General features: G+C 65.2%; 15 protein-coding genes. 8 read left to right on the forward strand and 7 right to left on the reverse strand.

Annotation, left to right across the window (positions count from 1 at the left end; translation table 11 throughout):
* Positions 1-4006 (reverse strand): excinuclease ABC subunit UvrA (uvrA, locus tag IV091_RS00905; RefSeq protein WP_293464090.1); only part of this gene is annotated, 4006 nt, incomplete at its 3' end.
* A 179-nt stretch (positions 4007-4185) separates the two neighbouring features.
* Between uvrA and IV091_RS00910 the strand changes: the two genes are divergently transcribed.
* Entirely contained in the window at positions 4186-5298 is a 1113-nt protein-coding gene (locus IV091_RS00910) for an ABC transporter substrate-binding protein (RefSeq protein WP_293464091.1), read from the forward strand.
* Between the two features lie 211 nt (positions 5299-5509).
* On the opposite strand, the gene IV091_RS00915 is transcribed toward IV091_RS00910, so the two are convergent.
* Entirely contained in the window at positions 5510-6229 is a 720-nt protein-coding gene (locus IV091_RS00915) for a 2-hydroxychromene-2-carboxylate isomerase (RefSeq protein ID WP_293464092.1), read from the reverse strand.
* 166 nt (positions 6230-6395) lie between these two features.
* On the opposite strand from IV091_RS00915, the gene IV091_RS00920 reads away from it, so the two are divergent.
* Positions 6396-8249, forward strand: coding sequence for a putative nucleotidyltransferase substrate binding domain-containing protein (locus IV091_RS00920; protein ID WP_293464093.1), 1854 nt, complete (start codon positions 6396-6398; stop codon positions 8247-8249).
* A gap of 202 nt (positions 8250-8451) precedes the next feature.
* Here IV091_RS00920 and IV091_RS00925 read toward each other — a convergent pair whose 3' ends face one another.
* The 4 genes from IV091_RS00925 to IV091_RS00940 all read right to left on the reverse strand — a co-directional run bounded on the left by IV091_RS00925 (position 8452) and on the right by IV091_RS00940 (position 12756).
* Complete coding sequence (locus IV091_RS00925; protein ID WP_293464094.1) at positions 8452-8910, reverse strand: host attachment protein; 459 nt, start codon at positions 8908-8910, stop codon at positions 8452-8454.
* A gap of 24 nt (positions 8911-8934) precedes the next feature.
* Positions 8935-10569 (reverse strand): chaperonin GroEL, encoded by a 1635-nt coding sequence (gene groL / locus IV091_RS00930; protein WP_293464095.1) that lies wholly within the window; start codon positions 10567-10569, stop codon positions 8935-8937.
* A gap of 17 nt (positions 10570-10586) precedes the next feature.
* On the reverse strand, positions 10587-11006 hold the full coding sequence (locus tag IV091_RS00935) for a hypothetical protein (protein ID WP_293464096.1): 420 nt from the start codon (positions 11004-11006) through the stop codon (positions 10587-10589).
* A gap of 142 nt (positions 11007-11148) precedes the next feature.
* Positions 11149-12756, reverse strand: a complete 1608-nt coding sequence (locus IV091_RS00940; protein WP_293464097.1) for a DUF4080 domain-containing protein — start codon at positions 12754-12756, stop codon at positions 11149-11151.
* 235 nt (positions 12757-12991) lie between these two features.
* On the opposite strand from IV091_RS00940, the gene IV091_RS00945 reads away from it, so the two are divergent.
* From IV091_RS00945 to IV091_RS00960, 4 genes are all read left to right on the forward strand, one after another.
* Complete coding sequence (locus tag IV091_RS00945) at positions 12992-13348, forward strand: rhodanese-like domain-containing protein (protein WP_293464098.1); 357 nt, start codon at positions 12992-12994, stop codon at positions 13346-13348.
* Positions 13349-13460: 112 nt separating this feature from the next.
* A complete protein-coding gene (locus IV091_RS00950; RefSeq protein WP_293464099.1) occupies positions 13461-13802 on the forward strand; it encodes a DUF167 family protein in 342 nt (113 codons plus the stop codon).
* 82 nt (positions 13803-13884) lie between these two features.
* On the forward strand, positions 13885-16035 hold the full coding sequence (locus tag IV091_RS00955; protein ID WP_293464100.1) for a thioredoxin family protein: 2151 nt from the start codon (positions 13885-13887) through the stop codon (positions 16033-16035).
* A 24-nt stretch (positions 16036-16059) separates the two neighbouring features.
* On the forward strand, positions 16060-16512 hold the full coding sequence (locus tag IV091_RS00960) for a CoA-binding protein (RefSeq protein ID WP_293464101.1): 453 nt from the start codon (positions 16060-16062) through the stop codon (positions 16510-16512).
* Here the strand turns inward: IV091_RS00960 and IV091_RS00965 are convergent.
* Positions 16448-16873, reverse strand: a complete 426-nt coding sequence (locus IV091_RS00965) for an aminoacyl-tRNA synthetase (RefSeq protein ID WP_293464102.1) — start codon at positions 16871-16873, stop codon at positions 16448-16450. The two genes, IV091_RS00960 and IV091_RS00965, sit on opposite strands and share 65 nt — an antisense overlap.
* Positions 16874-16989: 116 nt before the next feature.
* Between IV091_RS00965 and hemE the strand changes: the two genes are divergently transcribed.
* Both hemE and priA read left to right on the forward strand, forming a co-directional pair.
* Positions 16990-18099, forward strand: a complete 1110-nt coding sequence (gene hemE / locus IV091_RS00970; protein WP_293464103.1) for a uroporphyrinogen decarboxylase — start codon at positions 16990-16992, stop codon at positions 18097-18099.
* A 375-nt stretch (positions 18100-18474) separates the two neighbouring features.
* Positions 18475-20583, forward strand: coding sequence for a primosomal protein N' (gene priA / locus IV091_RS00975; RefSeq protein ID WP_293464104.1), 2109 nt, complete (start codon positions 18475-18477; stop codon positions 20581-20583).
* The last annotated feature ends 92 nt before the right edge of the window (positions 20584-20675 follow it).

Raw genomic sequence — 20675 nt, forward strand, 5'->3', positions numbered from 1 at the left:
CCACGCAGTCGGGGCACCAGCCGTGCTTGCTGTTGTAGCTGAACAGGCGCGGGTCGAGTTCGGCATACGAGGTGGCGCAGACCGGGCAGGCGCGCTTGGTCGAGAACACCTCCAGCTTGCCGATATTCTTGGTGCTGGTGCCCGCCAGCATGGCCGCCTGCAGGCCGTCGAGCGGCGCCAGCACATGCACCACGCCCTTGCCATGCTGCAGCGCGGTGGCCAGCGCCGCCCGCAATGCAGCTTCGTTCTCGGGCGTCACATGAAGGTCGGCCACCGGCAACTCCACCGTGTGCTCCTTGAAGCGGTCGATGCGTGGAAAGCCGGTGGTCGGCAAAAACTCGCCATCGACGCGCAAATGCGGGTAGCCGCGCGGCCGCGCCCAGTCGGCCAGCTCGGTGTAGACGCCCTTGCGGTTGATCACCAGCGGCGCCAGCAGGCCGATGTGCTGGCCCCGGTAGCTCTTGAGCAGCTGCGCGGCGATGCTCTCGGGGCTTTGCGGCATGACCGCCGCGCCGTCCTTGGTGCAATGCTGGATGCCCAGCTTGACGTAGAGCAGCCGCAAGAAGTGCCAGACCTCGGTGGTGGTGCCCACGGTGGACTTGCGTCCGCCGCGCGACAGCCGCTGCTCGATCGCCACGGTGGGCGGAATGCCGTAGACCGCATCGACCTCGGGCCGGCCGGCCGGCTGCACGATGCTGCGCGCGTAGGCGTTGAGCGACTCCAGGTAGCGCCGCTGGCCTTCGTTGAACAAGATGTCAAAGGCCAGCGTCGATTTGCCCGAGCCCGACACGCCGGTGACCACGTTGAACTTGCCGCGTGGAATCTCGACCGACAGGCTTTTGAGGTTGTTTTCCTTGGCGTTGACGATCTGGATCATGTTGGCAAAAGCCGGCCGGGTTTTCCAGGCCCTGGGCCGGGCTTCTTCAACCTGGCTGACCTGGCCCATGGCCTGCTCGTACTCGCGCAGCGCCAGCGCGGTGTGCGACGTGGGGTGCTGGCGCACCATTTCCGGCGGCCCCTCGGCCACCAGCAGGCCGCCCGCCTCGCCGCCTTCGGGTCCGAGGTCGATCAGCCAGTCGGCCGAGCGGATCACGTCGAGGTTGTGCTCGATGATGATCAGCGAATGCCCGGCTTCGAGCAGCCGGCGCAGCGCGCGCATGAGCTTGGCGATGTCGTCAAAGTGCAGGCCGGTGGTCGGCTCGTCGAATAAAAACAGCGTGCCCCGGTCCGGGCGTTTCAGCGGCAGCGGCTGCTTGCTGGCGCTTTTGGTCTTGCCGGCGGACTTGCTGGCTTCGGCCAGAAAGCCGGCCAGCTTGAGGCGCTGGGCCTCGCCGCCCGACAGCGTGGGCACGGGCTGGCCCAGCTTCACGTATTCGAGGCCCACGTCCACGATCGGTTGCAGCGCGCGCACCACCTCGCGGTCTTGCGCAAACAGCACTATCGCCTCGCTCACGGTCAGTTCCAGCACGTCGGCCACATTGAGCAGCGCGGGCTTGAGCTGGCCAATGGCCTGGCGCTCGATCGTGATCTCCAGGATTTCGGGCCGGTAGCGCTTGCCGTCGCAGTCGGGGCAGCGCAAATACACGTCGCTCAGGAACTGCATTTCGACATGCTCAAAGCCGGAGCCGCCGCAGGTCGGGCAGCGCCCGTCGCCGTGGTTGAAGCTGAACTTGGACGCGGTGTAGCCGCGCTGCTGGGCCAGCGGCGCCAGCGCAAACAGCTCGCGCACGGCGTCCCACGCGCCCACGTAGCTGGCCGGATTCGATCGCGCGGTTTTGCCAATCGGCGACTGGTCGACAAACACCACGTCGGTCAGGTGCTCGGCGCCCAGCAGCCGGTCGTGCAGGCCGGGGGTCTCGGTGGCCTTGCCAAACTGGCGCAGCAGCGCGGGCGCCAGAATGTCCTGCATCAGCGTGGACTTGCCGGAGCCGCTGACGCCGGTCACGCAGACCAGGCGCTGCAGCGGAAACTCGACGTTCAGGTTTTGCAGGTTGTGGTCGCGCGCGCCTTCGAGCACCAGGCGCGGCGTGTTGTCCGTCACGGCGCGCTTGAAGCCCATGCCGACTTGCTTGCGCGCGCCCAGGTAGGCGCCGGTCAGGGTGTCGGCATGCTTGAGGTCCTCTGGCGTGCCGTCAAACACGATCTGCCCGCCCTTTTCGCCCGGACCGGGGCCCATGTCTATCATGCGGTCAGCGGCCAGCATCACGGCCGGGTCGTGCTCGACCACGACCAGCGTGTTGCCGGCATCGCGCAGCCGGTGCATGGCCCGCGTGATGCGGTTCATGTCGCGCGGGTGCAGGCCAATCGAAGGCTCGTCGAGCACAAACAGCGTGTTGACCAGCGAGGTGCCGAGCGCGGTGGTCAGGTTGATGCGCTGCACCTCGCCGCCCGACAGCGTGCGGCTCTGGCGGTCGAGCGTCAGGTAGCCAATGCCGACGTCGCAGAGGTATTTGACCCGCATGCGGATTTCCTCGAACAGCGACTTCAGCGCCTGGGCTTCGCCGGATGTTGCGCCTTCCCCCGCTGGGGGAAGGTTGGGATGGGGGCTCGGCGCTCCCGCCCCAGGCTGCCCCCACCCCAGCCCTCCCCCAGCGGGGGAGGGAGTAAATCCAGAGGCAGCGAAGAATGCGCTTAACCGGTCCAGCGGCAGCCGCATCAAATCGTGCAGGCACAGCCCCGGCAGCGCTTCAAGCTGCGCCCGCGTCCAGTCCACGCCCACCGGCATGAAGCGCTGGCCGGGCGGCAGCACCGCGTCGGCGGCTTCTTTGGAGCCCAGGCGCCACAGCAGCGGCTCCAGTTTGAGGCGCGCACCGCCGCAGCTCTCGCACGGCGTGTAGCTGCGGTACTTGGACAGCAGCACGCGAATGTGCATCTTGTAGGCCTTGCTTTCCAGGTAGGCAAAAAAGCGCTTGATGCCGAACCAGTGCTGGCTCCACTTGCCGTTCCAGCTCGGCGAGCCGTTGATGACCCAGGCCTGCTGCTCGGGCGTGAGCTTGGACCAGGGCGTGTCGCGCGGAATGCCGGCCGCTTCGGCGTGGCGCATCAAATCGTCTTGCGCTTCCTTCCAGGCCGGCGTCTGCATGGTCTTGATGGCGCCGGCCCGCAGCGTGAGCTTGTCGTTGGGAATCACCAGCCCGTAGTCGACGCCAATCACGCGGCCAAAGCCCTTGCAGGTTTCGCAGGCGCCCATGGCCGAGTTGAAGGAAAACAGCGAAGGCGTCGGGTCGGTGTAGCGCAGGTCGCTGTCGGGGCAGTGCAGGCCGGTGGAAAAGCGCCACATTTCTTCCAGCGCGCCCTCGGCCGCAGGCTGCACATACACATTGATGCGGCCGCCGCGCTTCAGGGCGGTTTCAATCGCTTCGATCACCCGCACTTTTTCAGCCTGGTGCAGGCGGAACCGGTCCGCCACCACGTCGAGCAGCTTGTGCGGCCCGGCCGGCGTGCCGATGTCGCGCTCCGCATGGACCCGCGTAAAGCCGCTGGCCGACAGCCACTGTTCGATCTCTGCGGCGCTGGTGTTGCCCGGCAACTCGACCGGGAAAGTCATGATGACCCTGGGATCGCTACCCTCCGTGCGCGCCATCAGCTCGGCATAAATCGACTCGGGCGTGTCGTGGCGCACCGCCTGCGCGGTTTTCTGGTCAAACAGCTGCGCCGCGCGGGCATACAGCAGCTTCAGGTGGTCGTTGAGCTCCGTCATGGTGCCCACGGTGGAGCGCGAGTTGCGCACCGGGTTGGTCTGGTCAATCGCAATGGCGGGCGGAACGCCTTCAACCTTGTCGACGGCCGGCTTGTCCATGCGGTCCAGGAACTGCCGGGCATAGGCCGAAAAGGTCTCGACATAACGGCGCTGGCCTTCGGCAAACAGCGTGTCGAACACCAGCGACGACTTGCCCGATCCGCTGGGCCCGGTGACCACCGTCATTTCGTTGGTCCGGATGTCGAGGTCGATATTTTTGAGGTTGTGCTGGCGCGCGCCGCGTATGCGGATGATTCCCTGGGGCATGGAGGCTGTCTTTCCTGAAGAGGTCAAACATTCTAGGAGTCTGGCGCGCGGGGCATGCCGGACGCGCGGATTGACCCCGGCGACGCCAGCCTTTGCCGGTCATTGTGGTTTCCCCCAACTCGTCACACTGCCCCGTTCGTGGTTAACTACCCGCCTATTTAAAAACCAAAGGAAATTCCATGAAAAGCCCAGGCCAGTGGTGCGCAGCGATTCTGATCGCCGTTTTGAGCCAAGCCAGCCACGCCCAGATTTTGATTGGACAAACCGCGGGTATCACCGGCGCCGTGAGCGCTGGGGTGAAGGAAACCACGGATGGCGCCCGACTTTTCCTGGATTCCATCAACGCCAAAGGCGGCCTGGGCGGGCAAAAGATCGAACTGGTTTCACTGGACGACAAGTTCGACCCCAAGCTGGCGGCAGAGAACGCGCGCAAGCTGATTGAAGAGCAAAACGTGCTGGCCATGTTCCTGACACGCGGCACGCCGCACACCGAAGCCATCATTCCCCTGCTGGACAAGCACGGGGTGCCGCTGGTGGGCCCGTCCACCGGCGCCATGGTGCTGCACCAGCCGGTGCAAAAACACATCTTCAATGTGCGGGCCACTTACCAGCGGGAAGCTGAAAAAGCCGTGACCCACCTGGTCTCCATGGGCATCACCCGGATCGGCATTGTGTATGCCGATGACAGCTTTGGCAGCGATGGCGTGGTCGGCGCCCAGAAAGGCCTGGCAACGGCCAAGCTGCAAGCCGTGGCGCTGGAGAAATTCAACCGGTCCAAGCCCGACTTTGGCCCGATCGCCCCCAAAGTGTTCCAGTCCAATGCGCAGGCCGTTGTCCTGGTGGCGTCCGGGCAAGCGGTGGTCGATGGCGTGAAAGCCTTTCGCGCTGCCGGCTCCAACGCCCAGTTTGTGACGCTGTCCAACAATGCGTCGGGCGGCTTCATCAAAAGTCTGGGCGACAACGCGCGCGGCGTGATCGTCACCCAGGTCTTTCCTTACGAACGCTCGATTTCCAACCCCTTGGTCAAGCAAGCCCTGGAACTGGCCAAGGCCAAGGGCATCAACGAGTTGAGCCCGGCCATGATTGAAGGCTTTGCGGCCGCCAAGGTGCTGGTGGAAGGCCTGCAACGCGCCGGCGCCAAACCCACCCGCGAAAAACTGCAGGCTGCGCTGGAAGGCATTCGCAAACTCGACATAGGCGGACTGGAAGTGACCTACGGCCCCAACGACCACACCGGCCTGGATTTTGCCGACCTGTCGATCATTGGCACCGACGGGAAGTTCAAGCGCTAAAAACCGGCGGGCGCTCAGCGCCCGTCATGGCGAGCCTCTAGTTCCGTTCCAGAACTGCACACGCCCCATGAACCGGTGCAATCTCTTTCTGTCATTGCGAACGACGCGCGGCAATCCATGACTGCGCTTTTCCAGCGATGGATCGCCGCGCTTCGCTCGCGATGACGGATCAGGGGCGGTTCATGGAAAGCAAAGCGCGGCAATTGCCGCACTACGTTCGCGGTGACGAATCGGGGCGCACCCTGGCCACGCCCGGCGAAATTCCGCCAGCGCCTTGCCAGCCAGGCCCGGCAAACCAGTCGCTGCCCAGCAGGTACTCGCGCAGCATGGGCAGCGCGTCCAATCCCCAAAACAGTTTTCCGTCCACTGCAAACGTGGGCACGCCAAACACACCCTGCGCCACCGCGTCCTCGGTATTGCGGGTCAGTTGCGCCTTGACCGCGTCGCCATGCCGGTCGCGCCGGGGTGACAGCTGCTGCGCCAGCGCGTCCAGCCGCTGCGGGTCGGTGGCCTCGGCGCCGCCGCGCCAGACATGGTGAAAAATCTGCTCGCACACATAGCGGTTGGGCGTGGCTGGCGCATGTTCGGGGCTGCAGGCCAGCGCCAGCCGCAGCAAATGCAAGGGATTGAACGGGTGGCTGGCCGGCAACTGCAGCGCAATGCCCCGGCTGTGCGCCAACCACAGCACCTGGCGGTAAGTCCAGTCGCGCTTGGGGGCAATTTCAGCCGGGCCCAGTTGGCCATGGTGCTTGAGCAGGCCGGCAAACAGCACCGGCATGTAACTGACCCGGTAGCTGACCCCCGTCAACGCTTGCGGCAGCAGCTCGAACGCCAGATAGGCGTAGGGCGAGATGAAGTCGAGGTAGACCGTGATGTGCCTGAGTTCACTGGCCGCCTCTTTGGCCGGCCCGGCGGTGTCAGATGGTTTCATGTGCGCAGTCTCCTTGGTTCTGTTCTGCGCTGAGCATAGCGGCAAGGCGGGCAGCAGGTGCCCAGCCCTGTATTGATCAGGCGCAAGCCCGACGCGTCGCAACCGGCCCGGGCTTGCGCCACAATGACTTTGCCTGTTGTCCATCCCTTTTTGCCTGCTGCCCGCCATGACACAAAACACCGCCGCTCTGCCTCTTGATGTGTTGTCGCGCCACCGCGTGTTCGGGCTGCTGCCCGAACACGCGCGTGCCGCCCTGGCCAGCCAGTGCAATTGGACCTGCGTTGCGGCTGGCGCCGAGGTGCTGGCGCCAGGCCAGTGGCCGGACCAGCTGGCGCTGATTGCCAGCGGCGCCGTCAGCCTGCAAGACCCCGACCTGGGCTGGGCGGTTGCGCTGCAGGCGGGCGAATGCTTTGGCGCTGGCATCACGCCGGCGCACCAGCAGGCGGCCTGGCAGGCGGTGGCCGTTTCCGACACCGCACTGGCCCTGCTGCCGACCGACGCGCTGAAGGCGATGTGCGCGGCCAACCCGCAGCTGGCGGTGTTCTTTCCGTCGCTGCCCGCCGTTGACCGGGCTGCGCCAGAAGATACGGGCACGGCACTCAACCTGCTGTCGGCGCCAATTCGCACCCTCGTCAAGCGCGAACCCATCACCCTGCTGCCCACCGAGTCGATTCGCGCGGCGGCCGAACTGATGCGCGCGCAGCACGTGTCGTCGGTGCTGCTGGTTGAGCAGGGCCGCCTGATCGGACTGGTGACCGACCGCGACCTGCGCAACCGCGTCGTGGCCGAGGGGCTGGCCCTTGACAGACCGGTGGCCGACATTGCCACGCTGGCGCCGCTGACGCTGGACGCCGGCAGCCCCGCCTTCGAGGCGCTGCTGCTCATGGCGCGCCACAACATCCACCATGTGCCGGTGATGGACGGCCAGCGCCTGGCCGGCATGATTACCGCCACCGACCTGGCCGAGCAGCACAGCACCTCGGCCGTCTACCTGGCGGGCGACATCTACAAGCAAACCACCGTGAAAGGGCTGGCCCGCATCAGCACGCGCATCAAGCGGCTGCAGCAACACCTGGCCGGCGCCGGTGCCAGCGCTTACAGCACCGGCCATATCATCACAGCCATCACCGACGCGCTGACGACGCGGCTGATTCACCTGGCCGAAGCGCAGTTGGGCCCGGCGCCCATTGACTACGTCTGGGTGGCGGCAGGCTCGCAGGCGCGCAGCGAACAGACCGCCAAGTCCGACCAGGACAACTGCATGATCCTGGACGACCGTTACGACGAAGCGCTGCACGGCGACTATTTCCGCGCGTTTTCCAGGTTTGTCTGCGACGGCCTCGACGCCTGCGGCTACATCCACTGCCCCGGCGAGATGATGGCCATGACCGACACCTGGCGCCAGCCGCACCAGCGCTGGGTGCAGTACTTTGCCCAGTGGGTGAACACGCCCGAGCCCAAGGCGTTGATGCTGACCTGCGTGTTTTTTGACCAGCGCGCCATTCACGGCAAGGCCGAGCTGCTGGACACGCTGCGGCGCGAGGTGCTGCAGCGCACCCGGGGCAACAGCCTGTTCCTGGCCTACATGGTCAGTAACGCGCTCAAGCACCGCCCGCCGCTGGGCCTGTTTGGCAACCTGTCACTGATTCGCGGCGGCGACAACGACCGCACCATCGACCTCAAACACAGCGGCATCGTGCCCATCGTCGACCTGGCGCGGATCTATGCCCTGGCCGGCGGGGAGCCGGCCGTCAACACCTACGACCGGCTGGAACAGGTGGCGCAGTCCGGCGAGGTGAGCGCGCAAGGCGCGCACGATTTGCGCGACGCGCTGGAGTTTCTGGGCACGCTGCGCATCGCCCACCAGGCACGCCAGATCGGACGCGGGCAGGCGCCTGACAACTTTCTGGCGCTGGAGGAACTCTCCAACTTTGAGCGAAGCCACCTGAAGGACGCGTTTTTGGTGGTGCAGACGCTGCAGGGCGTGCTGGGCCAGCGCTACCAGTCCGGGCGGTTCTGAGTTGCACGCGCGGGAGGTGCTTGAAGCCTCGACATCCTGAAAGTCGCGGCGCAGTGGGGAGCGGTTGACTCTTCCTGGTTGGGCAGGCCGGTCTCGCCCGGCCGGCCCAACCACGCAAAACCCACCCAGCACCCAAAAAGTGCCGAACGTGAAGTCACGCGACCGCGCACCCCGCCGAAATCAAGACCCCTGCGTATGCCCGTCAGTCAGGCCGAAGCAAGGCCTCATCAATACGCGCCTTTAACTCAGGCCCCTCATAGCGGGTCAAATCCCCTGCAATGGAGCGCCTCACCGCCTTCTCAGCAGCATGGCTCAAACACGGCCTGAGCTCACCCAGCATCGGGCTGGAGGCCACCAGCACCAGCGCATTGCACTTTTGCGCAGCAACCCCTTCGTTGAGGTAATCCGCGAGTTCCCGGGCAAAGCTGGCACGCTCTTTGGCGTGGGCTTCGGTTTTGGGTTCAAACTGCGTGCCCGCGTGTCCGGTGCGGCCGTGGCCCTTGCCCGCAGCGCCCGTCAGGTCGCCCCCGCTGGCTTGCCCCGTGAGGCTGGCCTGCGGGTGCACAAAGTCAATCAGTTCGGTGAGGGAATGGTCCGCGGCATGCCGCTCGAAGCAGCGGGCGCGCTCGGCATTGGCGACCAGAATCCATGTGTTTTCCATCCTGTTGCTCCTTGTGGGAATCTGTTAAAACAAGGGCGCGCCGCCCTCTGGATTCAGCGCGCCCCCCTCGGTCGGCGGCTTGGGCGCCGTGGCAATCATGCAGTCGGTGGTCAGAATCAGGCTGGCGATGGAGGCTGCGTTTTGCAGCGCCAGCCGGGTCACTTTGGCCGGGTCGATCACGCCCATTTGCAGCAGGTCGCCATAGGTGCGTGTGGCCGCGTTGTAGCCAAAGGCGTGGTCCGGCGATTCGTCAACCCGGTTCAGAATGACCGAAGGCTCGTCCCCCGCATTGCTCACGATGCGGCGCAGGGGCTCTTCGAGCGCGCGGGCCACCAGGCGAATGCCCGAGGTTTCATCGAGCGTGCTGCCGGTCAGGTCCGTCAGCGCACGTCGGGCGCGCAACAAGGCCACGCCGCCCCCGGGCACGATGCCTTCTTCCACCGCGGCGCGGGTCGCATGCAGGGCGTCCTCGACGCGGACCTTGCGCTCTTTCAGCTCAGTTTCCGTGGCCGCGCCAACCTTGATCAGCGCAACGCCCCCCGACAGCTTGGCCGCGCGCTCGTCGAGTTTTTCACGGTCGTAGTCGCTGCTGGCCAACGCGCGTTCCTTGCGGATCGCTGCAACCCGCTCCTTGATCGCCTGCGGCTGCCCGGCGCCGCCGATCAGTGTGGTGGCGTCCTTGGTGATCTCGGCGCGCGTGGCGCGGCCCAGATCCGACAGCTTGACCTTGTCCAGCGTCAGCCCGACCTCGTCGCTGACGACGGTGCCACCCGTGAGCACCGCAATGTCCTGCAGCATCGCCTTGCGCCTGTCGCCAAAGCCGGGCGCCTTCACAGCGCAGGTTCTGAGGGTGCCGCGCATCGTGTTGATCACCAGCGTTGCCAGCGAATCGCTTTCAACGTCTTCCGCGATCACCAGCAAGGGGCGGCCGGACTTGACGATTTCTTCCAGCAGCGGCAACAAGTCCTTGAGCGACGTCAGGCGGCCTTCGCACAGCAAGAGGGACACCTCTTCCAGCACGGCACTTTGCCGCTCTGCGTTGTTGATGAAATACGGCGACAAAAAGCCCCGGTCAAACTGCAGGCCTTCGACCACCTCCAGCACGCTGACCAGCCCGGAGCCGTCCTCGATCGAGATGGCGCCCTCACGCCCCACCTTGTCGATGGCGCTGGCCAGCAGCTCGCCGATGGAGCGGTCGTTGTTGGCCGAGATCGCCGCGACATGGGCAATCTCCTGGGACGTCGCGCAGGGCTTGGCCATCTTTTTGATTTCCGCCACCACGGTCTCGATCGCCAGCTCGATGCCGCGCTTGAGGTCCATCGGATTCATGCCGCCGGCCAGATAGCGCAGGCCCTCCTGGATCATGCCGTGGGCCAGCACCGTGGCGGTGGTGGTGCCGTCGCCCGCCATTTCACTGGTACGGGCGGCCACTTCGCGCAGCAGTTGCGCACCCATGTTTTCAAACCGGTCTTCAAGCTCTACCGACTTGGCCACCAGCACGCCTGAATTGACGATTTGCGGCGGGCCAAAGTCGCGCTCCAGGATCACGGTGCGCCCGCGAGGCCCGAGCGTGACCTTGACCGCCTCGGCCAGCGCATCCACGCCGCGGCGGATCTTGTCCCGGGCCTCGTCGTGAAAAATGAGCTGCTTGGGTTTCATGGCCGGGCCGCCCGGTCTCAGGCTGCGTTCTTGCGAAAGCTTTCAACGCCGCCCTTTAGCTTCTGGAGGGCACTGCTGAAGGCGTCCTTGAACTGGCTCCAGGATTCAACCGTGGCGGCTTTGAGTTCCGCCAGGCGCTGCTGCGCCGCCCCCAGATCGGCTTCAAGTTTTTGCACCTCCTCGCCCAGTTTGGCCTTGACCTCGGCGCTGGAGGCCTCGGCCTTGGTCTTGAACTCTGCAATGGTGGCCTTGAGCGCATCCAGCTCTTTTTCAGCCGTTTCGGCGAAGGCCTTGCGCTCGCCCTCTGGCTGGCTGGCCTGCCCGGATGCCGCAGGGGGTTTTTCAACTTCGGGAAGGGGGGGCTTGATCTTGTCGCAGGCCACCAAGGTGACTGCCACGACAAGAACCGCGCCAATGACGGACAACGAATGTTTCATGATGGGTCCTTCTCCCGGGGTGACGAGAACCAGACGGGTTGACCTGCAATCCGCATGGCGACAGCCTGAAATCTAGCCCTGCCCCGACCCAAGCCATTGCGAAACATCAATTGCCCGCAAATCACCCGCGACTTCAGCAGGCTCAGGCCGCAGCAGCCGCCTTCTGGATCGCATCGCGGTGGGCTTGCTGGCTGACGTGCCGGCTCTGCCGCTCGGCCCTGGGCTTGGGCGCCCCCGCCGGCAAGGCCGCGCGCTCGGCATTCAGCAGTTCCGCCAGACACAGCGGCCGCCCGCGCGCGCCGCTGGCGCGGTAATCGGCCAGCAGGGCAGCACGCACGTCATCGTCGTTCAGGCCGCGCACGGCCGTGAGGTGCGCATGCAGCAAATCCACCAGTTTTTCCAGCGCAAACTCATGCGTCTTGGCCGTCGTGCGCCAGAGCCAGTCGCTGAAATCAAGGAAATGGTTGAAGGCAGAGCCCGGCCCCAGCAGCAGCGTCAGCCCGCCCGCAAACCGCCCCGAATTGGCGACCATTTCCCAGTAGCGCGCAAAGCGCTGGATGCGCTGCATGGTGGTGAAGTCAATCGTGGAGGTCTGCAAAATCGTGTACGGCGTTTGCGGGTCGTAGACCATCGCGTAATCCGCGGTGTGCCGGGTGATCGGCGTGCCGCGCAGGCGCTTCAAAATGCCAAACTGGATCTCGTGCGGCGCCAGGTCATAGAGGCGGTCAAAGCCCTCGGCAAAGCTGTCCAGCGTCTCGCCCGGCAGGCCGAAGATCAGGTCGGCATGCACATGGGCCTGGCTTTCGCTGACCAGCCAGCGCAGGTTGTCGGCGGTCCTGGCGTTGTCCTGCTTGCGCGAAATGCGCTGCTGCACCTCGGGGTTAAAGCTCTGGATGCCGACTTCAAACTGCAGCGAGCCGGCCGGAAACTGCGCAATCAGCGCTTTCAGCCGGTCCGGCAGGCTGTCGGGCACGACTTCAAAATGCACAAACAGGTCCGGCGCCATCCGGTCCATGAAAAACTGCAGAATGCGCACCGAAAAATCCACCTTCAGGTTGAAGGTGCGGTCGACAAACTTGAAGTTGCGCGCGCCACGCCGGTAAAGCGCGTCCATCTCGGCCATGAAGCGGTCCAACTCGAACGCCCAGGCGGTCTTGTCGAGCGAGCTCAGGCAGAACTCGCACTTGAACGGGCAGCCGCGCGAGGCTTCGACGTAGAGCAGGCGCTTGGCCAGATCCTGGTCCGTGTATTCGTTATAGGGCAAGGCCAGCACCTCCAGCGGCGGCTGTTCGCCCGCAATGACCTTCATCAGCGGCTGCGGGCCGTCGAGCAGCACGCGGCACAGCTTGGGAAAGCTGACATCGCCCCAGCCGGTGACGACATGGTCGGCCAGCCGGCAGATTTCCTGTTCGCCGGTTTCAAAGCTGACCTCCGGCCCGCCCAGCACGACCTTGATGTCGGGCCTCAGGGTTTTGAGCAGGCGCACGACCTGCGTGGTTTCCACCACGTTCCAGATGTAGATGCCCAGGCCGATGACAGCAGGGTTGAGCGCCAGCAGGTCTTCGACAATCTGCACCGGCCGCTGCTGGATCACAAACTCGCGCAGCTGCGTGCGCGCGCGCAGCCCGGCGCCGCCATGCAGGTCCATATTGGCCAGCAGGCAGCGCAGACCGAGCGAGGCATGGATGTATTTGGCGTTGAGGGTGGCCAGGACGATGGCGGGGGAGTCGGTGGCTTGGCGGGAATTCATGCCCGCATTATCGAACCCTGGTTCGGGCACTGCTTCATCAAAAGCGCCTGGCGGCGATGGGGGACAATGCAACGGCGTGGCCCGTGGGCGCGCGTTCATGCGTTTTCACGCAGTCTGCGGCGGGAGCAGACATTCATGTGCCGGGCTCCGCCTGGCACCAGTGACCGACGATGCGAACGCTTACCTGTTCGCTATTTCGCCGCTACTTCACTCAATCAGTCCGACAAGGAGTCATATGGATATTCAGGGGTTTTTTGAACAGTATTGGCCATTCATGGCGCTAGGTCTTTGGTTTGCTTACAAGTGGTGGAACTCAAAAAGAGTCGTCGCCATGCTGCCGGCACTCAAGAAGGACGGAGCAACCTTTGTCGACGTGCGATCAGCAGGAGAGTTCGCAAGTGGGAACGCCCCGGGAACCATCAATATCCCCCTTCAGGAATTGGGTAGCCGACTCGGTGAGATACCCAAGTCCTCCCCGGTTGTTCTCTGCTGCGCGAGCGGAACACGAAGTGGAATGGCAAAACTGATGCTGAAGAGAAAGGGCTATCGAAAAGTTTATAACATCGGAACCTGGAACAAGCTCCTGGACTGATCTTCTTTGGGAAGCGTGGTGATGGGGCAAGCCTCTATCATCGGAAGACCATGCCCCACCTCGCCCGGAAAGCCCCACCCAAGCCGGCATGGCTGCGACTGCGGACCGACGCATGAGCCGCAGCCGGATCCGAAACGCCACCGGCGACTCCTTCTTCGCCTGGGAAGGCGAGGTGCTGGTGGTCAACATCCTGGGCAAGCCGAGCGCCAGCAAGGACGCGATTGGCAAGCCCAAGGGCACGCAGCTCAAGATCAGCGTGACTGCGGCGCCTGTTGCGGGCAAGGCCACCGACCACATGGTGCGCTTTCTGGCGCCGCTGTTTGGCGTGGCGGTGGCCGACATTGAGGTGGTGTTTGGCCGCGAGAACGTCAACAAGCAGCTGCGCATCCGGGCGCCCAGCAAGCTGCCCGCCGTGTTTGCGCAGGCGTCGCGGTTGCCCGGCGACGGGGACTGAAGCCCTTATGCTTTTTTTCACACGGCGCATTGGGCGCCCTGCCACTGGAACTAACGGCGGGGTCGCCGCTCACACTGACATCATGAAAATTCAACGCCTGCTGTCCGCTCTGTTTTTAATCGCTGCCTGCGCACTTTCCACCGGGGCAAATGCCCAAAGCAATCTCATCAAATCGGCGTCTGGCGCTGCCGTGGTCAGCACCGAGCAGGTGCGTGCTGAACTGCTGGCCTGGGCGCCCGAGGGCGTGGAGGCGGGCAAGCCGGTCTGGCTGGGCCTGCAGCTGGCGCACCAGCCGGAGTGGCACACCTACTGGAAGAATTCGGGCGACTCCGGCCTGCCGACCGAGCTGGCGTGGCAGTTGCCGGCCGGCATCACGGCGGGCGATGTGGCCTGGCCCACGCCCAAAAAAATCGCGATTGGCGCGCTGGCCAACTATGGCTACGAGGGCACGGTGCTGCTGCCGGTGCCGCTGACGGTGCCGCCCGGCTTTGATGCGCCCAATCTGGACATCAAGCTCACGGCCACCTGGCTGGTCTGCCGCCTGGAATGCATTCCGCAGGAAGGCGCGTTCACACTGAGCCTGCCGGCGCGCAGCTCCAGCGCCGCCCACGGCCAGGCGTTTCAGGCCGCCTTTGCCGCCACGCCCAAACCGCTGCCCACCGGCAACAGCCAGCTCGAAGTCAGCGGCAGCACGCTCAAGGTGTCGCTGGCGGGCCTGCCCGACGCGCTGCAAGGCAAGACGCTGGCCGTGTACCCCGAAACCAGCGGCGTGATCGCGCCCGCTGGCGACTGGCAGCAAGCCTGGCAAGGCGCGCTGTGGACGGCGCAGCTGCCGCTCTCAAGCCAGCGCACCGAAAGCCCGGCGCAGATGCCGCTGGTGGTGGCCTTCAATGACGTCGCCTACCGCATCGAAGCGCCCGTGAAAGGCGACTGGCCCGCCGTGGCCGCCCCGGCCGTGGTGTCGCCCGCGCTGCAGGCGGCGCTGCAGGCCAACGCGGCGGCGAATGCCTTGCCGAAGAGCGCGCCGTCCGTGGGCCTGCTGGCCGCCTTGCTGGGTGCGCTGCTGGGCGGCATGATCCTGAATCTGATGCCCTGCGTGTTTCCGGTGCTGGCGATCAAGGTGGTGGGCTTTGTGCATGTCAAAAACCAGGCGACCCGGCTCAGCCACGGCCTGCTCTACAGCGCGGGCGTGGTGCTGTCGTTTCTGGCGCTGGGCGGCCTGCTGCTGGCGCTGCGCGCGGCGGGCGAGCAGCTGGGCTGGGGCTTTCAGCTGCAAAGCCCGGTGGTGGTGGCGGGACTGGCTGCGCTGTTCACGCTGATCGGCCTGAACCTGGCGGGCCTGTTTGAATTTGGCAACTTTCTGCCCGGCCGCGTGGCCAACCTGGAAGCGAAAAACCCGGGCGCCAATGCGTTTCTGACTGGCGTGCTGGCCACGGCCATTGCCTCGCCCTGCACGGCGCCCTTCATGGGGGCTGCGCTGGGCTTTGCCGTGGGCCTGCCCGCGGTGCAGGCGCTGGCGGTGTTTGGCGCCATTGGCGTGGGCATGGCGCTGCCTTACCTGGCCGCCAGCGCGCTGCCGGGGGTGGCGCGCGCGCTACCGCGCCCCGGCGCCTGGATGGTGACCTTCAAGCAGCTGATGGCGTTTCCGATGTTTGCCACCGTGGTCTGGCTGGTCTGGGTGCTGGGCCAGCAAAGCGGCATTGACGGCGCCGGCGCGCTGCTGGGCCTGCTGGTGCTGATGGCCCTGGCGGCCTGGGCGCTGGGCCTGCGCCACGCGCGGCCGCGCACCCGCACGCTGCTGGCGACCGTGTCCATCGCGCTGCTGGCCGTGGGGCTGTGGGCGATTGGCCCCAACATCACGCATGAAAAAGCCACGCCAACCGCCGCGGAGTCTGCCCTCTGGCAGGACTGGGCGCCGGGCCGGGTGGAGCAGCTCACGGCGCAGGGCCAGAGCGTGTTTGTCGACTTCACGGCCGCCTGGTGCGTGACCTGCCAGTACAACAAGAACACCACGCTGACCCATGCCTCAGTGCTGGCCGACATGGCGGCCAGGAATGTCGCCCTGCTGCGCGCCGACTGGACCCGCCGCGACCCGGCCGTGACCGCCGCCCTGGCGCAACTGGGCCGCAACGGCGTGCCGGTGTATGTATTTTACAAAGCGGGCCGCGCGCCCGTGGTGCTGTCAGAAATCCTGTCCGTCGATGATGTCCGGGCCGAATTGGCCAAGCTGTAGTTTTTTTCAGGATAAGAGCCGACCATGAACCCCATTCCCGTCACCGAGCGCCTCCCCTACATCCTGACGCATTGCCGCACCATTGCGGTGGTGGGCCTGTCGCCCAAGCCGCACCGCGCCAGTTTTGACGTGGCGCGCTACATGCAGGCGGCCGGCTACCGCATCATCCCGATCAACCCCAACGCCAGCGAAGTGCTGGGCGAAAAAGCCTACGCCACGCTGCAAGACGCCGCGCAGCACGAAAAAATCGACCTGGTGAACTGCTTTCGCAACAGCGAAGACATTCCCCCCATCGTCGACGACGCCATTGCCATAGGCGCGAAGGCGGTCTGGATGCAGCTGGACGTGACGCACCCCGCCGCCGCCGCCAAGGCTGAAGCCGCAGGCCTGATGGTGGTGCAGGACCGCTGCCTCAAGATTGACCACCGGGTGCTGCAGTCCAGCGGGCAGCTGCGGGCGCCTGCGCCATCGGTCTGACGCTCGCGTCCTTCGCCCCGGCGGGCGCGCCATGCTCCAGCTGAAAAATCAGCGCCTTGACAATGCCGAACATCACCGCGCGGTCGCGCGTCGGGTGGTCTGAAAAATGAACCAGCGTGTCGCCGATACGGGCAAACGGGCCTCCCGCATCCTGGCCATAGGTCACCGTGAGGCCGTACTCGGTCATCAGCGGCCCGCAGGCCCGCCAGTCGCGCGTCCACTGCGGCAAGGCCTGGGCCTTGTCCCACAGCGTGCCGGCGCTCTCATAGCATTCCTCGACCTGCGGGTGGCCCAGCAAATGGGCCAGTTGCCGCTCTTTGGCAATGCAGCTGCGAAAGTATTCCTGGTCAGACATGCGCATGGTGTGTCCTTTAAAAGTCCATCAAAAGCTCACCGCGCCATGGTAGTCCCCAAGGGCGGCGGTGGCTAGTAGGGACGGCCCAAGGCCGCCCCCCGCACGTCTGAGACAATTGCCCCATGTTTGCACCACTTCAAAACGACACTTTCCTGCGTGCCTGCCTGCGTCAGGCGACCGACTACACCCCCGTCTGGCTGATGCGCCAGGCTGGCCGCTATTTGCCGGAATACAAAGCCACCCGCGCCCAGGCCGGCAGCTTCATGGGCCTGGCCACCAACACCGACTACGCGACCGAAGTCACGCTGCAGCCGCTGGAGCGCTTTCCGCTCGATGCCGCGATCCTGTTCAGCGACATCCTGACCGTGCCCGACGCGATGGGCCTGGGCCTGTCGTTTGCGCTCGGTGAAGGCCCGCGCTTTGCCACGCCCATCCGCGACGAAGCCGCCGTGGCCAGGCTCGAAGTGCCCGACATGAACAAACTGCGCTATGTGTTTGACGCCGTCACCTCGATCCGCAAGGCGCTGAACGGCCGCGTGCCGCTGATCGGCTTTTCGGGCAGCCCCTGGACGCTGGCCTGCTACATGGTCGAAGGCGCCGGCTCGGACGACTACCGCCTGGTCAAAACCATGATGTATCAGCGCCCCGACCTGATGCACAAGATGCTGACCATCAATGCCGACGCCGTGGCGCTCTACCTGAACGCGCAGATTGAAGCCGGCGCCCAGGCCGTGATGATTTTTGACAGCTGGGGCGGCGTGCTGGCCGATGCGGCCTTTCACACCTTCAGCCTGGCCTATACCGCACGCGTTTTAGCGCAGCTCAAGCGCGCGCACAACGGCGTCATCATTCCCCGCCTGGTGTTTACCAAGGGCGGCGGCCAGTGGCTGGAGTCCATGAAGCAGCTCGACTGCGAGGTGCTGGGCCTGGACTGGACCGTGAACCTGGCCAGGGCGCGGGCGCTGGTCGGCGAAAACGGCCCGAACGCCAAGGCGCTGCAGGGCAACCTCGATCCCAACGTGCTGTTTGCCAACCCGGCGCAAATTGAAGCCGAAGTGGCCAGCGTGCTGGACAGCTTTGGCGCGCCGCACACCGACCCAACCCAGAGCGGGCCGACCCAGATCTTCAACCTGGGCCACGGCATCAGCCAGTTCACGCCGCCTGAAAGTGTCGAGGTGCTGGTTCGCGCAGTGCATGCTTACTCTCGCAAGATGCGCACAGCCCGGGGCTGAGGCCACACCCAACGCGATCGAAGCGCTGACTTTTGGGGCTATTTCGACCGTGGCTAGCACAAAACCAATCGTCGGCAGCGGGACTTATGCACAAAATCCGCACTGTGGGTCCATCCATTCACAGTGCCCTCCCGCACTACGCTATCAAACCAATAGCGAACGTAAGTCATTGATTTATATAGGATCTTTAAATTGCCATTTTTCCGGGCAGTTTAATGAAAGCCTTGATTTACAAGGCTTTGCGGCGTCTCAGGGCAATCTATCAACAAAGTTATCCACAGAAAACCGGGACATCTTTAAAGCGGTGAAAAATCAAGGACTTAGCGCATTGTCTGTATGTACTTGTGAAGAAATGCATACATTTCGACACACAAAATGAGGTATTGGCTCCAGGTGGTGGTGGCCACCCCCGCCCACAGCGCCATTGCCGGGCCCCTGACCTACCGCAGTGAATCGCTGCTAAGCCCCGGCACCCTGGTGCGCGTGCCGCTGGGCAAGCGCGAGGTGCTGGGCGTGGTCTGGGAAGTCCTGCCCGACAGCGGCGAGTTGCCCGAAGCCAAAACCCGCGACATCGCCGGCGTGCTAGAAGGGCTGGCGCCGCTGTCGGCCACCTGGCGCAAGCTGGTGACGTTTACGGCCGGTTATTACCAGCGCTCGCTGGGCGAAGTTGCGCTGGCCGCCCTGCCGCCGCAGTTGCGGGAACTCAGCGCCCTGCAGCTGGCGCGGCGCATGAAGCGCCCCGTGGTCGATACCAGCCGCCCGCAAGATGCGACTGATTTAATAGCACTTAGCCCACAGCAGACGATGGCTTTAGCCGAATTTGATGCTGAAACCCTGGGCGCCAGGCGACCCGCCCTGCTGTTTGGCGCCACCGGTAGCGGCAAGACCGAGGTTTACCTGCGCGCGGCGGCCAGGGTGCTGGCGCAGGACCCGAGCGCGCAAGTGCTGGTGATGGTGCCCGAGATCAACCTCACGCCGCAACTGCAGGCCCGCTTTGAAGCCCGCTTTGCCCACCTGGGCAAGGAGCGCGTGGTGGCGCTGCACAGCGGGCTCACGCCGGCGCAGCGGCTCAAAAGCTGGCTGGCCGCGCATGCCGGCCAGGCACGGCTGGTGCTGGGCACGCGCATGGCCGTGCTGGCGTCGCTGCCCAACTTGCGGCTGCTGGTGGTCGACGAGGAACACGACCCCAGCTACAAGCAGCAAGAAGGCGCACGCTATTCGGCGCGCGACCTGGCGGTGTACCGCGCCAGGCTGGAAACCGCAACCGGCGAGCCCTGCCGCGTGCTGTTGGGCTCGGCCACGCCGTCGCTGGAAAGCTGGCAGGCGACGATCACCGGCCGCTACCAGCGGCTGAACATGGCAGACCGAATAGGCAGCGCCGGGGCAACCGGTTTGCCGACGGTCAGGCGCGTGGACATGAACCACCAGCCCAAGCACTGCGTGATTGCACCGCCGCTGCTGGCGGCGATTGCCCAGCGCGTGGCGCGCGGCGAACAGTCGCTGATCTTTCTGAACCGCCGCGGCTATGCGCCGGTGCTGGCCTGCCACGACTGCGGCTGGAAAAGCGAATGCCCGCACTGCAGCGCGTTTCGGGTGTTTCACAAAATAGACCGCACGCTGCGCTGCCACCACTGCGGCTTTACCGAACGGGTGCCGCGCGCCTGCCCGAACTGCGGAAACATCGACATCGCCCCCGTCGGCCGAGGCACCGAGCGGCTCGAGGAACATCTGGCCGAACTGCTGGCCGGGGTGCAGCGGCCCGACGGCAGCGCCGTGCGCATCACCCGCATCGACGCCGACACGACCCGGCTCAAGGGCGCGCTGGAGTCGCAACTGGCCAGCGTGCATGCCGGCGAGGTCGACGTGCTGGTCGGCACGCAGATGATTGCCAAGGGCCACGACTTTCGGCACATCACGCTGGTGGCGGCCATCAACCCCGACGGCGCGCTGTTTTCAAGCGACTTCCGCGCCCCCGAGCGCCTGTTCAGCCTCTTGATGCAGGCCGGTGGCCGCGCCGGCCGCGACGCCCGGCGCAGCGCCGCCAGCGAAATGTGGGTACAGACTTTTCACCCAGAGCATCCGCTGTTTGAAGCACTGAAGCGCCACGACTACCCAGCCTTTGCCGACCAGCAACTGGCCGAGCGCCAGGCCGCCGGGCTGTCGCCGTTCGGCTTTTCAGCGCTGATCAGGGCCGAAGCCAAGACACAGGAAGTGGCCCAGGGCTTTTTAAACGCCGCCGCGCTGGCCGCCCAGACCCTGCAACTCGCGGGCCACGCCCACGTCACGCCCTACCCCGCCGTACCCATGACGATCCAGCGCGTGGCGAATATCGAGCGCGCGCAAATGCTGGTGGAAAGCCCGTCCCGCGTTGCGTTGCAGGGTTTTTTGGCGGCCTGGCAGCCGGTGCTGTTTGAAACGCGCCGACAAGCGGAATTTAAAAGCCTGGTGCGCTGGGCGATTGATGTGGACCCGATTGCGATTTGAAGGGCCCCGGGTGATTTCCAGGTGTGCAGCGCCAATGACCGCAGCATTTGAGCGCAAACCGCAGACAGGCCCCGCGCCGCATTGAGGTTTGT

Source organism: Polaromonas sp. (assembly GCF_018780625.1).
In the GTDB taxonomy this organism is placed as follows: domain Bacteria; phylum Pseudomonadota; class Gammaproteobacteria; order Burkholderiales; family Burkholderiaceae_C; genus Polaromonas.

Coding starts and splice junctions, on each gene's coding strand:
- IV091_RS00910 (WP_293464091.1), top strand. CDS start 4,186: ATGAAAAGCCCAGGCCAGTGGTGCGCAGCGATTCTGATCGCCGTTTTG.
- IV091_RS00915 (WP_293464092.1), bottom strand. CDS start 6,229: ATGAAACCATCTGACACCGCCGGGCCGGCCAAAGAGGCGGCCAGTGAA.
- IV091_RS00920 (WP_293464093.1), top strand. CDS start 6,396: ATGACACAAAACACCGCCGCTCTGCCTCTTGATGTGTTGTCGCGCCAC.
- IV091_RS00925 (WP_293464094.1), bottom strand. CDS start 8,910: ATGGAAAACACATGGATTCTGGTCGCCAATGCCGAGCGCGCCCGCTGC.
- groL (WP_293464095.1), bottom strand. CDS start 10,569: ATGAAACCCAAGCAGCTCATTTTTCACGACGAGGCCCGGGACAAGATC.
- IV091_RS00935 (WP_293464096.1), bottom strand. CDS start 11,006: ATGAAACATTCGTTGTCCGTCATTGGCGCGGTTCTTGTCGTGGCAGTC.
- IV091_RS00940 (WP_293464097.1), bottom strand. CDS start 12,756: ATGAATTCCCGCCAAGCCACCGACTCCCCCGCCATCGTCCTGGCCACC.
- IV091_RS00945 (WP_293464098.1), top strand. CDS start 12,992: ATGGATATTCAGGGGTTTTTTGAACAGTATTGGCCATTCATGGCGCTA.
- IV091_RS00950 (WP_293464099.1), top strand. CDS start 13,461: ATGAGCCGCAGCCGGATCCGAAACGCCACCGGCGACTCCTTCTTCGCC.
- IV091_RS00955 (WP_293464100.1), top strand. CDS start 13,885: ATGAAAATTCAACGCCTGCTGTCCGCTCTGTTTTTAATCGCTGCCTGC.
- IV091_RS00960 (WP_293464101.1), top strand. CDS start 16,060: ATGAACCCCATTCCCGTCACCGAGCGCCTCCCCTACATCCTGACGCAT.
- IV091_RS00965 (WP_293464102.1), bottom strand. CDS start 16,873: ATGCGCATGTCTGACCAGGAATACTTTCGCAGCTGCATTGCCAAAGAG.
- hemE (WP_293464103.1), top strand. CDS start 16,990: ATGTTTGCACCACTTCAAAACGACACTTTCCTGCGTGCCTGCCTGCGT.
- priA (WP_293464104.1), top strand. CDS start 18,475: ATGAGGTATTGGCTCCAGGTGGTGGTGGCCACCCCCGCCCACAGCGCC.